The following is a 13,051-nucleotide window of genomic DNA, read 5'->3' on the forward strand; positions in this document are numbered from 1 at the left end:
GTTTATGCTATCATATCTTTTGTGTGACTGAAGCAGTCCGCTTAAGGACGGAAAACGATGTTCCGCTGCAATGATCAAACGCATTGGCATGAACATCTGTGGAAGGAGTGGAAAATGATGCATCATTTAATCCAAGAGATCACGAAAGAACAATTGCGGACCGACTTGCCGGATTTCCGCCCGGGCGACACGGTGCGCGTCCACGTGAAAGTTGTGGAAGGCAACCGCGAACGCATCCAAGTGTTTGAAGGTGTCGTCATCAAACGGCGCGGAGCGGGCATCAGCGAAACGTTCACTGTCCGCAAAGTGTCCTATGGCGTCGGCGTTGAGCGCACATTCCCGGTGCATACGCCGAAAATCGCAAAATTGGAAGTCATCCGCCGCGGGAAAGTTCGCCGTGCGAAATTGTACTACTTGCGTGAACTTCGCGGCAAAGCGGCGCGCATCAAGGAAAATACGAACGCAGCGCAATAATGGACAACGGTGGATCACAGCGGAAAAGGAGCTTGCTTTCAAGCTCCTTTTTTCACTACCGCCAATGATGATTACGGTAGTGATCCACGACTGCAAACTTTGATTTAGGTGGGTGGACAATGGAACAGAAAAAAAGCGAATGGCGTGAATGGATGAAAGCGATCGTCGTTGCCGTCTTGCTCGCCGGGGGCATCCGCTACTTTATTTTTGCCCCGATTATCGTCGACGGCATTTCGATGATGCCGACGTTACATAATCACGAGCGGATGATTGTCAATAAGTTGGCCTACAAAATCGGCATGCCGCATCGTTTCGATATTATTGTGTTTCATGCCGAGGAAGGGAGAGACTATATTAAACGGGTGATCGGCTTGCCGGGCGACCGGATCGAGTACAAAAATGATACCTTGTACGTAAACGGCAAACCGTATAAAGAGCCGTATTTGGACGAACGTAAAAAGCAGGTTGCCGACGGGCCGCTGACCGAGCCGTTTACACTTGAGGAATTGACCGGGCGGAGCACGGTGCCGGAAGGGCATTTGTTCGTCATGGGCGACAATCGCCGATACAGCAAAGACAGCCGCCATATCGGCTTCATTCCGATGTCAAAAGTCGTTGGCAAGGCGAATCTTGTGTATTGGCCGCTTTCTGACGCCCGGATTGTGAAATAAACGAGGCAGGTGATGCCAATGACAGTGATTCAATGGTTTCCCGGCCATATGGCAAAAGCGAAGCGGGAAGTGCAAGAAAAATTAAAGTTGATCGACGTAGCGTTTGAGCTGCTTGACGCCCGTTTGCCGATGTCATCGCGCAACCCGATGATCGATGACATTCTCGGACAAAAGCCGCGCCTCATTTTGCTCAATAAGGCGGATATGGCCGATGAGGCCGTGACTGAGCAATGGATCCGCTATTTCCGCGGCCAAGGCCGAACAGCCATCGCCATCGATGCGCAAAGCGGGACGGGGGTCAGGCAAATCGCTTTCATTGCCAAAGAAATGGTAAAAGAGAAATTTGAGAAAATGCGGGCGAAGGGCATTAAAAATCCACGCCCCGTGCGGGCGCTCATTGTCGGCATCCCGAATGTCGGCAAATCGACGCTCATCAACCGGCTCGCCGGCCGCCATATCGCCAAAACCGGCGATAAGCCGGGGGTGACGAAAGCCCAGCAATGGATCAAAGTCGGCAAAGAAATGGAGCTGCTTGATACGCCAGGGATTTTATGGCCAAAGTTCGAGGATGAAGACGTCGGCTTCAAGCTCGCGGTCACCGGAGCGATCAAAGATGAAATTTTGAACTTGCAAGACGTCGCTGCCTATGCGCTCCGCTTTTTGTCAGTCCATTATCCGGAACGGCTGTCGGAGCGCTACCGCCTTGACAGCATCCCCGATGACATCGTCGCCTTATTTGACGCCATCGGCCGGCGGCGCGGCTGCCTGACAGCGGGCGGCGGCATTGACTATGACAAGGTCGCTGACATTGTCTTATACGACATTCGCACCGAAAAATTAGGACGGTTGAGTTTTGAAACGCCCGCTTCCTGGACGTAATGGCGTCCGGCGGGCGTTTTTTGCTTCACAGCCGGCTGAACATGGCCGATAGTATAAGTAGAAAAGGGAGAGAAACATGAAGGAGTACACGGTAAAAGAAATCGAAGCGCTGCTTCCGGAGCTTGGCGGCGAGGATGACCCGCGCTGGGAGATGCTGCGGCGCGATGAACGGAAAAGCGTGCAGGCGCTGCTTGCCCGTTTTGTGAAACAAAAAGAGCGGGAAAAAGCGATGCGGCGGCGTTGGGAGGAGTTGATGCGCTATGAGCGTGAACTGTACGCCGCCGGCATCGAACGAATCGCCGGCATTGACGAGGCCGGGCGCGGGCCGCTTGCTGGCCCGGTCGTCGCGGCGGCGGTCATTTTGCCGCCTGACGCCTACTTGCCAGGGCTTGACGATTCGAAACGGCTGACAGCAGCCAAGCGCGAGGCGTTGTTTGCGCAAATCGAGGCGTGTGCGGTTGCGGTCGGCATCGGCATTGTCAGTGCGGCGGAAATTGATGAGCGGAATATTTACGAGGCGACGAAACAGGCGATGGCAAAGGCGGTCAGCGCGCTGTCGCCGCCGCCTGACTACTTGCTCGTTGATGCGATGGCGGTGCCGTGCGCGCTGCCGCAGCGGCGTCTGATGAAAGGCGATGCCAACAGCGCTTCGATCGCCGCGGCTTCCATTATGGCCAAAGTGACGCGCGACCGGCTGATGAAAGAGCTCGACCGCCGCTATCCGCAGTACGGGTTTGCCCGCCATATGGGCTACGGGACGCCGGAGCATCTCGAGGCGATCCGCCGTTACGGCATAACGCCGGAGCATCGCCGCTCGTTCGCGCCGGTAAAGGAAGCGGCGGGCGTTGAAAATTAGCCGGCCCCACGGCTGGGATGCGGGCCGGGACGAAAGGGGGAAAGCAAAATGGTGGAGCGGATGGAACGAACCGTTCCTGTAGCCGCCGTCCGTGATGCGGCGTCAAGCGGACAGTTTCGGCCGGGGCAGGCGGTTGTCGGCCGAATCGAGCGGGTGGAAGAGGCGGAGACGGGGGAGCGGACAGCGCTTGTCCGCACCGGCGGCCGCCTCGTGCGCGCCCGCCTCGAGGCGCCGCTTGCCGCCGGGCGCACGTACTTGTTTGAAATCAAGGAAAGCGGCAGCAACGTTTACTGGAAAGCGGTCGCGCTTTCCGAACCGGAGCAGGCGGTTCCCCGTGAAGATGTCGTCCGCCGATGGCAGCAGGCGTGGAAGCTGCCCGAGGCCGCGCTCCCGGTGCTTCGCCAAGCGCTGAAGGCAGGCGCGGCCGTAACGAAAGAAGAAGCGGCGGAACTGGCCGCAGCGGTGCGGAAAACCGGCCGGCCGGCCGACGCGGAGGAGGTGCTTGCTTATTTGTTCCACCGCCGCCTCCCGCCGTCTCCCGCCGTATTTCGCGCACTGTGGGCGGCGCGGACCGGAGAGCCGCTCGCAGTGCAGCTTGAAAGGCTAAAAGCGGTGTTCACTGAACGTTCTTCAGGCCCGATGGCGCCGGTGTTCAAGCAGGCGGCCGACCGTCTTCTTTCGCCGCCGCTGTTCGCCTATGAGGCAGCGGTGCGCCTGTTGTTGACAGCGGAAGAAGGAGCGGAGGGGCCGGCTCATGCGCTTCTTTTCCGCCTCGGGCTTGTTCCGCTGCCGGCAGGACGGATGGCCGCCATTCAGAACGCCATGCAGCAGCGGCAGTTTGCTGAAGTCGGGAAGCTGCTCGGCCTGACGGACGAGGAAGCGTTTTTCGCGCGCTTTGCCGCTGTCGATGCCGCCTACAAAAGCGGTGCGCTGTCAGAGGCGGAAGCGAAGCTGTGGACGTCTGTCCGCACGGCCGGCGACCCGGCGCTGTCGCTGTTTCATTGGTTGAGGCGGATCGCTGGCCGCCTCGGGCTTGAGGATGAGGCGATGCTCGCCGAAGCGTTGAAAACAAGAGGCGCGCCGCCGATGGCTCCTTCGTTGAGACGGCTGCTTCTTCATCTGCTCGGCGGAGCGGGAAGCAAAGAGGCAGAAGCCGCGGCGGAAGCGTTTCTTGACCGCCTTGACGGAATGGCCGTCATCGCCGGAAGCGATGGGCCTGTCGGGCACATTTGGATTTCTTTTCCTTTGCCGCTGGGCGGGCGCAACCACGATTTTTCGGTTTATTGGCAAGGGCGGCGGAAGGATGGAGGGGCGCTTGATCCCGATTATAGCCGCATCGTTTGCAGCGTCACGCTCGAACAACTGGGCGGGATTTTGATCGATATGCGTGTGCAGCGGCGGATCGTCCACATTTCCCTTTTTCACGATGATCCGAGGCTGCCGGAGCTCGCTCATCGCTTTGCCCCGCTGGTGAAAGAGCGTCTTCAGGCGCACGGTTATCTGCTGTCGGGCATTGATGTGAAAGCGGCCGAAGCTAGTCCCCCGGCCCCTTCCGTGCTGCCGTTTGCCGGCTGCAGCAGCGAGGTGGATTGGCGCGTATGAGCGAGGAGCGGAAAAAAGCGGTCGCCCTGTCCTATGACGCGGCGGTTCACGAAGCGCCTGTCGTGAAAGCGAAGGGAGCGGGAACGGCGGCGGAAGCGATCATCGCTGCCGCCCGACAGCATGGCGTGCCGATTCGAAAGGACCCGTCGCTCGTTGAACTTCTCAGCAAAGTGGAAATCGATAACACGATTCCGGAAGCGCTGTATGCGGTTGTGGCGGAGTTGTTTGCGTTCCTTTATCAGCTGGATCAGGCGGCGAAACAGGAAACGGAGGGGGAAAAGGGATGATTTTCCAATCTCCTAATTTCTCAATTTTGCGGCGAAACGGTGGACAAGCGGGAAATGTTAGGTATAAAATGAAAGCGCTAAGACTTTTTCAGTTTCATACATAGGAGGTTGGCGCATGAACATTCATGAATACCAAGCAAAAGAAATTTTGCGAAGCTATGGCGTAAGCGTGCCGAACGGCCGCGTCGCGTTCACGGTTGATGAAGCAGTGGAAGCCGCCAAAGCGCTCGGCACGCCGGTATGCGTTGTCAAGGCGCAAATTCATGCCGGCGGGCGCGGCAAAGCGGGCGGGGTGAAAGTGGCGAAAAGCTTAGAGGAAGTCCGTACATACGCCAGCGAACTGCTCGGCAAAGTGCTCGTCACCCACCAAACCGGCCCGGAAGGAAAAGAAGTGAAACGGCTGTTGATTGAAGAAGGGTGCGACATCCAAAAAGAATACTATATCGGCCTTGTCGTCGACCGCGCCACCTCGCGCGTCGTGTTGATGGGCTCGGAAGAAGGCGGCACGGAAATCGAAGAAGTCGCGGCGAAAACGCCGGAGAAAATTTTCAAAGAGTACATTGACCCGGCCGTCGGGCTGCAGGCGTTCCAAGCGCGCCGCTTGGCGTTCAACATCAACATTCCGAAGCATCTCGTCAACCAAGCGGTCAAATTTATGATGGGCTTGTACCAAGTGTTTGTCGACAAAGACTGCTCGATCGCCGAAATCAACCCGCTTGTCGTCACCGGCGACGGCAAGGTGATGGCGCTTGACGCGAAGCTGAACTTTGATTCGAACGCGTTGTACCGCCACCCGGACGTGCTCGAATACCGCGATTTGGACGAAGAAGATCCGAAAGAGGTTGAAGCATCGAAATACGACTTGAACTACATCGCCCTTGACGGCAACATCGGCTGCATGGTCAACGGCGCCGGCTTGGCGATGGCGACGATGGACATCATCAAATATTACGGCGGCGAGCCGGCCAACTTCCTCGATGTCGGCGGCGGCGCCAGCGAGGAAAAAGTGACGGAAGCGTTCAAAATCATTTTGTCGGACCCGAACGTGAAAGGCATTTTCGTCAACATTTTCGGCGGCATTATGAAATGCGACGTCATCGCGAGCGGCATCGTCGCAGCGACGAAGCAAGTCGGCCTCACGCTTCCGCTTGTCGTCCGTCTTGAGGGCACGAACGTCGAGCTCGGGAAAAAGATTTTAGAAGAATCGGGCTTGAACATTACAGCGGCGGAATCGATGGCGGACGGCGCGCAAAAAATCGTCGAGCTAGTACGTTAAGAAAGCGAGGGAGACACGTGAGCGTTTTTGTCAATAAAGATACGAAAGTGATCGTACAAGGGATTACCGGTTCGCAAGGGCTGTTTCATACAAAACAGATGATTGAATACGGCACGAACATTGTCGGCGGCGTTACGCCGGGCAAAGGCGGCACGGAAGTCGAAGGCGTGCCGGTGTTTGACACCGTTTCCGAAGCGGTCGAAAAAACAGGCGCGAACGCCTCGGTCATTTACGTTCCGCCGGCGTTTGCTGCAGACGCCATTATGGAAGCGGTCGACGCCGGGCTTGATCTTGTCGTCTGCATCACCGAAGGCATTCCGGTGCTCGATATGGTGAAAGTGAAGCGGTACATGGAAGGGAAAAAGACTCGCCTCATCGGCCCGAACTGCCCGGGCGTCATTACGCCGGAAGAGTGCAAAATCGGCATTATGCCGGGCTACATCCATAAAAAAGGGCACGTCGGCATCGTCTCGCGCTCCGGCACGCTGACGTATGAAGCGGTTCACCAATTGACGCAAGCCGGCATCGGCCAATCGACGGCGGTCGGCATTGGCGGCGACCCGGTCAACGGCACGAACTTCATCGATGTGCTGAAGGCGTTTAACGAAGACGAGGAGACGTACGCGGTCATTATGATCGGCGAAATCGGCGGCACGGCGGAAGAAGAAGCGGCCGAATGGGTGAAAGCGAACATGACGAAGCCGGTCGTCGGCTTTATCGGCGGGCAAACGGCGCCTCCGGGCAAACGGATGGGCCATGCCGGCGCCATCATTTCCGGCGGCAAAGGCACGGCGGCGGAAAAAATCAAGAAAATGACCGAATGCGGCATCAAAGTAGCGGAAACGCCGGCCGTCATCGGCGAAACGCTCATTTCGGTCTTGAAAGAGCGCGGTTTATACGAAAAATGCAAAACGCATTAACATGGGGCCCCGCACGTTGCCGTGCGGGGCGCTGTTTGCCATTGACGCAGAAAGGAGAATGGTATGTACGATACAGTTCGCGACCGGCTCATTCATCTTCACCATTGCCGCGGAGCCGGCTGGAAGACGATCCGCTCTCTGCTTGACGCGGACCCGACGCTTGCCGCTCCATTTTTCATGCCCCCTCAATCCCTTCGCCCGCTCGTTCCGCTTACTTCTCAACAATTCGCCGCTTTTTTCCGCGACCTGCATTCCATTGATCTTCACCGGCTCATCAAAACGTATCAAGCTCGCCGCATTCACGTCATAACCGTGTTCGATGATCACTATCCGCCGCTGTTAAAGCATATTTACGCGCCGCCATGGGTGCTGTATGCAAAAGGGAACGCCGGCTTGCTTCAACAAACAAAGTTGATCAGCATCGTCGGCACGCGGCGCCCGACCAAAGACGGGCTCGAAGCGCTTGACAAGCTTGTTCCGCCCCTTTCGGCCGCCGGATGGACGATCGTCAGCGGGCTGGCTGCCGGCATCGACATTCATGCCCATCGACTTGCCGTCAAGTACGGCGGAACGACGATCGCCGTCATCGCCGGCGGGCTGGATCATGTTTACCCGAAAGCGCACTGGCCCTTCGCCCGCTATTTGATGAATGAACAGCTTGTCATCGCCGAACATCCGCCGGCAACGAAGCCGCAGGCATGGCACTTTCCGGCGCGCAACCGCATCATCAGCGGACTGTCGCTCGGCACGCTCGTCGTGCAAGCGAAACGGAAAAGCGGTTCGCTCATCACCGCCGCGTATGCGCTCGAGCAAGGGCGGGAAGTGTTTGCCGTCCCCGGTCCGATCGGGGCGGCCGAGGCAGCCGGGCCGAATACGCTTATTCAGCACGGGGCAAAACTAGTGCAGGAAGCGGAAGACATCATCGTCGAATTCCCGTACGTATAATGATCATGTTTGACAAATGCGGCAATAATCATTAATAATAATGAAGATTTCAATTTACTTCCTAGGGGTGGAAGATGGATGTCAGACTACTTGGTTATCGTCGAATCGCCAACGAAAGCGAAGACGATCGAGCGGTACTTAGGAAAAAAATATACGGTCAAAGCTTCGATGGGACACGTTCGCGATTTGCCAAAAAGCCAGATGGGCGTTGATATAGACCGCGGCTACGCATTGAAATATATTACGATTCGCGGCAAAGGCCAGGTGATTAAGGAGCTGAAAACGGCGGCCAAAAAGGCGAAAAAAGTGTTTCTTGCCGCCGACCCGGATCGGGAAGGGGAAGCGATCGCCTGGCATTTGGCCCACATGCTCGATTTAGACATTCACTCAGACTGCCGCGTCGTTTTTCATGAAATTACAAAGGATGCCATTCAGCAGTCGTTCCAGCAGCCGCGCTCCATCAACATGAATCTTGTCGACGCCCAACAGGCGCGGCGCGTGCTCGACCGCCTCGTCGGCTACAACATCAGCCCGCTCTTATGGAAAAAAGTCAAAAAAGGGTTGAGCGCCGGCCGCGTCCAATCGGTTGCGCTGCGCCTCATCATCGACCGGGAAAAAGAAATTCGCCAGTTTCAGCCGGAAGAATATTGGACGATTCAAGCGACGTTTCAAAAAGGGGATGAGGCGTTTGCGGCTTCGTTTTACGGGATGGACGGCGAAAAGCGGGAATTAAAAACGGAAGCGGACGTCAAAGCGGTGCTCGCCCGCTTGAGCGGGACCGCGTTTACGGTGAAAACGGTGACAAAGCGGGAGCGAAAACGCAGCCCGGTGCCCCCATTTACCACATCGTCACTGCAGCAGGAAGCGGCGCGCAAGCTGAATTTCCGCACGAAAAAGACGATGATGATCGCCCAGCAGCTGTACGAAGGGATCGACCTCGGCAGCGAAGGAACGGTCGGGCTCATTACGTACATGCGCACCGATTCGACGCGCATCGCCGAAACGGCGCAGCAAGAGGCGGCAGCGTACATTGAGGCCAAATTCGGCGCGGCGTACGTCAGTCAGGAGAAGCGGAAAGAAAAGAACAGCGCGAACGCCCAAGACGCCCACGAGGCGATTCGCCCGACCTCGGCGTTTCGCGATCCGGAGAACGTGAAGCCATATTTGACGCGCGACCAGTTTCGGTTGTATAAACTCATTTGGGAACGGTTTATCGCCAGCCAGATGGCGGCGGCGGTGCTCGACACCATGAGCGTCGAGCTGGAAAACAACGGCGTCGTGTTCCGCGCGAGCGGCTCGACGGTGAAGTTTCCGGGGTTTATGAAAGTGTATATTGAAGGGACGGACGATCAAGCGGAAGAGCAAGACCGGCTTCTTCCGGACTTGACGGAAGGGGAGACGGTCAAGAGCGAGGCGGTCGACCCGAAGCAGCACTTTACCCAGCCGCCGCCGCGCTATACGGAAGCGCGCCTTGTCAAAACGTTGGAGGAGCTCGGCATCGGCCGCCCATCGACCTACGCCCCGACGCTCGATACGATCCAAAAACGCAACTACGTCGTGTTGGAAAACAAACGGTTCGTCCCGACGGAGCTCGGGGAAATCGTTGTCGAGCTGATGCTAGAGTTTTTCCCGGAAATCATCGATGTCGAGTTTACGGCGAAAATGGAAAAAGAGCTGGATGAAATTGAAGAGGGAAAAGTGGAATGGATCAAAGTCGTCGATGAGTTTTACCGCGAGTTCGAGAAAAGGTTGAAAGTGGCGGAAAAAGAAATGCGCGAAGTGGAGATTAAAGACGAGCCGGCCGGGATCGACTGCGACATATGCGGCAGCCCGATGGTGTACAAAATGGGCCGCTTCGGCAAGTTTATCGCCTGCTCCAATTTTCCCGAATGCCGCCATACGAAGCCGATCGTCAAACAAATCGGCGTCAAATGCCCGAAGTGCCATGAAGGAGAGATTGTCGAGCGCAACACGAAGAAAAAGCGGATCTTTTACGGTTGCAGCCGCTTTCCGGAGTGCGATTTTGTCTCCTGGGATAAGCCGCTTGCCCGCCCATGCCCGAAATGCGGCGGCCTGCTTGTCGAGAAAAAGTTAAAAAAAGGCGTGCAAGTGCAATGCACGGCCTGCGATTATGAAGAACAGCCGGAAACATAACGGAGTGTTGAACACAATTCAGAATTTTAGAAAAAAATAGTTGCGCTGCAACCAATCATATGGTACGATGTAGAGGCATTGCGGGGTGAGGCGATGAAAAATGCGACATTTGCGTTACAATTGTTCATGGAATATTTACAAATCGAGAAAAATTATTCACAATATACTATTGCGTGCTACCGGCGCGATATTGAGCAGTTTTTCCAGTTCATGAACGAAGAAGGGATCAATGAGCTTGACCAAGTCGCCTACAGCGACGTCCGCTTATATTTGACGAAACTGTATGGCCAGCATTTGGCCAGCCGTTCGGTCGCCCGTAAAATTTCCAGTTTGCGCAGCTTTTACAAATTTTTGATGCGCGAAGGGCGGGCGGCCGAAAATCCGTTTGCGCTTGCGACACTGCCGAAGAAAGAGCAAAAAATTCCTAATTTTTTATACCCGAAAGAATTAGAAGCATTGTTTCTTGTCAATGATGAAAATACGGCCCTCGGCCAGCGCAATGCGGCGCTGCTTGAGTTGTTGTACGCGACTGGCGCTCGGGTTAGTGAATGTTGTCACATACAGCTGTCTGATGTCGATTTTGTTGCGGAAACTGTGCTCATTCACGGCAAAGGAAACAAGCAGCGCTACGTTCCGTTTGGCCGTCCGGCCCGCGAAGCGCTTGAACGGTATATTCATGGGGGCCGACGCGAGCTGACCAGAAAGCTGCGGGCGGATCACCGCTATTTATTTGTCAACGCCCGAGGCAATCCGCTCACGCCTCGGGGAGTGCGCCATATTTTGGATCGGATTGTCGAAGCTGCTGCGCTGACGCAAAACATCAGCCCGCATGTGCTTCGGCATACGTTTGCGACTCATTTGCTCAACGAAGGGGCCGATCTCCGTTCGGTGCAGGAACTGCTCGGACATGCGCATTTGTCATCGACGCAAGTGTATACACATGTAACGAAAGACCGGTTGCGGCGTATTTATTTGCAGGCGCATCCGCGGGCATAGCCCGCATGTAAGGAGGGGAAAGCGATGGAACGCTTTCATGCAACGACGATTTTTGCCATCCGCCATAACGGCGCAGCGGCGATGGCTGGCGACGGCCAAGTGACGTTCGGCAACGCCGTCGTGATGAAGCATACGGCGAAAAAAGTGCGGCGCCTGTTTCAAGGCAAAGTGCTAGCCGGCTTTGCCGGCTCAGTGGCGGACGCGTTTACGCTGTTTGAAATGTTTGAAGGCAAGCTGGAACAGGTCAACGGCAACTTGCCGCGCGCGGCCGTCGAGCTGGCGAAAGAGTGGCGGAGCGATAAAGTGCTGCGCCGCCTTGAGGCGATGTTGATTGTCATGGATAAGGAACATTTGCTGCTGATTTCCGGCACAGGGGAAGTGATTGAACCGGATGACGGCATGCTCGCCATCGGCTCGGGCGGTCAGTATGCGTTGGCTGCTGGGCGTGCGTTGAAGAAGTACGCCGGCGGCTCGATGACCGCCAAGGAGATTGCCAAGGCGGCGCTGGAGATCGCCGCTGACATTTGCGTTTATACGAACAGCCATATTATTGTCGAAGAGCTGTAAAAAGGAGGAGGCCGATGATGGCGGAATCGTTGACTCCACGGCAAATTGTTGAGAAGCTCGACCAGTTTATCGTCGGACAAAAAGAGGCGAAAAAGGCGGTGGCGATCGCGCTTCGCAACCGGTACCGCCGCAGTTTGCTCGATGAAAAACTGCGCGATGAAGTAATGCCGAAAAACATTTTAATGATCGGCCCGACCGGGGTCGGGAAGACGGAGATCGCCCGCCGTCTCGCGAAGCTCGTCGGCGCGCCGTTTATCAAGGTTGAGGCGACGAAATTTACGGAAGTCGGTTATGTCGGGCGCGACGTCGAATCGATGGTGCGCGATTTGGTGGAAACGTCAGTTCGGATCGTGAAAGAACGAAAAATGAACGAGGTGAAAGACCGAGCTGAACAACAGGCGAACAAGCGGCTCGTTGAACTGCTCGTTCCGGGCAAACAAAAACAAACGATCAAAAACCCGCTCGAGCTGTTGTTTGGCGGCCAAGGGAATCCGTCGGACAACAGCTACGGCCATGAGGACGAACAAATCGAGCAAAAACGGCGTCAAGTCGCCTGGCAGCTGGCAAACGGCCAGCTCGAAAATGAGATGGTCACGATTGAAATCGAGGAACAGACGCCGTTATGGTTTGACTTTTTGCAAGGGGCAGGCATTGAGCAGATGGGGATGAACATGCAGGACGCCTTGAGCAGCCTCATGCCGAAGCGACGCAAAAAGCGGCGCCTGAAAGTGAGTGAAGCGCGCAAAGTGCTCATCAATGAAGAAGCGCAAAAACTGATCGACATGGATGAAGTGACGCAAGAGGCGGTCCGCCTCGCCGAACAGTCGGGCATCATCTTTATCGATGAAATTGATAAAATTGCCCGCAGCGGGGCGGTGTCCGGCTCGGCCGACGTCTCGCGCGAAGGGGTGCAGCGCGACATCTTGCCGATCGTCGAAGGATCGACGGTCATGACGAAATACGGACCGGTCAAAACGGACCATATTTTGTTCATCGCCGCCGGCGCGTTTCATATGGCGAAGCCGTCCGACTTGATCCCTGAGCTGCAAGGCCGGTTTCCGATCCGCGTCGAGTTGGCGAAACTTTCGGTTGACGATTTCGTAAGTATATTGGTCGAGCCGAATAATGCGCTCATTAAACAATATCAGGCACTTTTGGCAACAGAAGGTATAAGTCTTGAATTTTCTGACGATGCTATTCGTAAGATTGCCGAAGTGGCCTTCGAAGTCAACCAGACGACCGACAACATCGGCGCGCGCCGGCTGCATACGATTTTGGAAAAACTGCTTGAGGATTTGCTGTTTGAAGCGCCCGATATCGGGCTCGACAAAGTCGTCATCACGCCGCAATACGTTGAGCAAAAACTCGGCAGCATCGTCAAAAACAAAGATTTGAGCGAATTTATTTTATGAGGAGGAGATGGA

At 55.9% G+C, this 13,051-nt stretch carries 13 protein-coding genes; all 13 read left to right on the top strand.

Going from position 1 to position 13,051, the window contains the following annotated elements; all coding sequences use genetic code 11:
* The first annotated feature begins 117 nt into the window (after nt 1-117).
* The 13 genes from rplS (at nt 118) to hslU (ending at nt 13,039) form a co-directional block, all read left to right on the top strand.
* Nucleotides 118-474 (top strand): 50S ribosomal protein L19, encoded by a 357-nt coding sequence (gene rplS / locus CV945_RS00230; RefSeq protein WP_013145772.1) that lies wholly within the window; start codon nt 118-120, stop codon nt 472-474.
* A 119-nt stretch (nt 475-593) separates the two neighbouring features.
* Nucleotides 594-1,145, top strand: coding sequence for a signal peptidase I (lepB, locus tag CV945_RS00235; RefSeq protein ID WP_014195438.1), 552 nt, complete (start codon nt 594-596; stop codon nt 1,143-1,145).
* Between the two features lie 12 nt (nt 1,146-1,157).
* On the top strand, nt 1,158-2,024 hold the full coding sequence (ylqF, locus tag CV945_RS00240; RefSeq protein ID WP_033011146.1) for a ribosome biogenesis GTPase YlqF: 867 nt from the start codon (nt 1,158-1,160) through the stop codon (nt 2,022-2,024).
* Nucleotides 2,025-2,100: 76 nt separating this feature from the next.
* Nucleotides 2,101-2,880: a ribonuclease HII gene (locus CV945_RS00245; protein WP_050368498.1), complete on the top strand. Its 780-nt coding sequence runs from the start codon at nt 2,101-2,103 to the stop codon at nt 2,878-2,880.
* Nucleotides 2,881-2,928: 48 nt separating this feature from the next.
* On the top strand, nt 2,929-4,482 hold the full coding sequence (locus CV945_RS00250; protein ID WP_100658901.1) for a cytosolic protein: 1,554 nt from the start codon (nt 2,929-2,931) through the stop codon (nt 4,480-4,482).
* Nucleotides 4,479-4,769, top strand: a complete 291-nt coding sequence (locus CV945_RS00255) for an EscU/YscU/HrcU family type III secretion system export apparatus switch protein (protein ID WP_061580839.1) — start codon at nt 4,479-4,481, stop codon at nt 4,767-4,769. The genes CV945_RS00250 and CV945_RS00255 overlap by 4 nt, the downstream gene beginning before the upstream one ends.
* Before the next feature lie 115 nt (nt 4,770-4,884).
* Nucleotides 4,885-6,045, top strand: a complete 1,161-nt coding sequence (sucC, locus tag CV945_RS00260; protein WP_020278184.1) for an ADP-forming succinate--CoA ligase subunit beta — start codon at nt 4,885-4,887, stop codon at nt 6,043-6,045.
* A 17-nt stretch (nt 6,046-6,062) separates the two neighbouring features.
* The gene (gene sucD, locus CV945_RS00265; protein ID WP_015374401.1) at nt 6,063-6,965 is read left to right on the top strand and encodes a succinate--CoA ligase subunit alpha; all 903 of its coding nucleotides are present in this window, start codon (nt 6,063-6,065) and stop codon (nt 6,963-6,965) included.
* 63 nt (nt 6,966-7,028) lie between these two features.
* On the top strand, nt 7,029-7,910 hold the full coding sequence (gene dprA / locus CV945_RS00270; protein WP_033008162.1) for a DNA-processing protein DprA: 882 nt from the start codon (nt 7,029-7,031) through the stop codon (nt 7,908-7,910).
* A gap of 78 nt (nt 7,911-7,988) precedes the next feature.
* Nucleotides 7,989-10,064 carry a type I DNA topoisomerase gene (gene topA, locus CV945_RS00275; RefSeq protein ID WP_050368499.1) on the top strand — a complete coding sequence of 692 codons (2,076 nt, stop codon included), beginning with the start codon at nt 7,989-7,991 and terminating at the stop codon, nt 10,062-10,064.
* Between the two features lie 93 nt (nt 10,065-10,157).
* On the top strand, nt 10,158-11,060 hold the full coding sequence (gene xerC, locus CV945_RS00280; protein WP_044741308.1) for a tyrosine recombinase XerC: 903 nt from the start codon (nt 10,158-10,160) through the stop codon (nt 11,058-11,060).
* A 24-nt stretch (nt 11,061-11,084) separates the two neighbouring features.
* Complete coding sequence (gene hslV, locus CV945_RS00285) at nt 11,085-11,627, top strand: ATP-dependent protease subunit HslV (protein WP_033008157.1); 543 nt, start codon at nt 11,085-11,087, stop codon at nt 11,625-11,627.
* 14 nt (nt 11,628-11,641) lie between these two features.
* On the top strand, nt 11,642-13,039 hold the full coding sequence (hslU, locus tag CV945_RS00290) for an ATP-dependent protease ATPase subunit HslU (RefSeq protein ID WP_100658902.1): 1,398 nt from the start codon (nt 11,642-11,644) through the stop codon (nt 13,037-13,039).
* Nucleotides 13,040-13,051 lie beyond the last annotated feature (12 nt).

This window comes from Geobacillus sp. Manikaran-105 (assembly GCF_002809955.1).
Taxonomy (GTDB): Bacteria; Bacillota; Bacilli; order Bacillales; family Anoxybacillaceae; genus Geobacillus; species Geobacillus thermophilus.

Coding starts and splice junctions, on each gene's coding strand:
- rplS (WP_013145772.1), top strand. CDS start 118: ATGCATCATTTAATCCAAGAGATCACGAAAGAACAATTGCGGACCGAC.
- lepB (WP_014195438.1), top strand. CDS start 594: ATGGAACAGAAAAAAAGCGAATGGCGTGAATGGATGAAAGCGATCGTC.
- ylqF (WP_033011146.1), top strand. CDS start 1,158: ATGCCAATGACAGTGATTCAATGGTTTCCCGGCCATATGGCAAAAGCG.
- CV945_RS00245 (WP_050368498.1), top strand. CDS start 2,101: ATGAAGGAGTACACGGTAAAAGAAATCGAAGCGCTGCTTCCGGAGCTT.
- CV945_RS00250 (WP_100658901.1), top strand. CDS start 2,929: ATGGTGGAGCGGATGGAACGAACCGTTCCTGTAGCCGCCGTCCGTGAT.
- CV945_RS00255 (WP_061580839.1), top strand. CDS start 4,479: ATGAGCGAGGAGCGGAAAAAAGCGGTCGCCCTGTCCTATGACGCGGCG.
- sucC (WP_020278184.1), top strand. CDS start 4,885: ATGAACATTCATGAATACCAAGCAAAAGAAATTTTGCGAAGCTATGGC.
- dprA (WP_033008162.1), top strand. CDS start 7,029: ATGTACGATACAGTTCGCGACCGGCTCATTCATCTTCACCATTGCCGC.
- topA (WP_050368499.1), top strand. CDS start 7,989: ATGTCAGACTACTTGGTTATCGTCGAATCGCCAACGAAAGCGAAGACG.
- xerC (WP_044741308.1), top strand. CDS start 10,158: ATGAAAAATGCGACATTTGCGTTACAATTGTTCATGGAATATTTACAA.
- hslV (WP_033008157.1), top strand. CDS start 11,085: ATGGAACGCTTTCATGCAACGACGATTTTTGCCATCCGCCATAACGGC.
- hslU (WP_100658902.1), top strand. CDS start 11,642: ATGATGGCGGAATCGTTGACTCCACGGCAAATTGTTGAGAAGCTCGAC.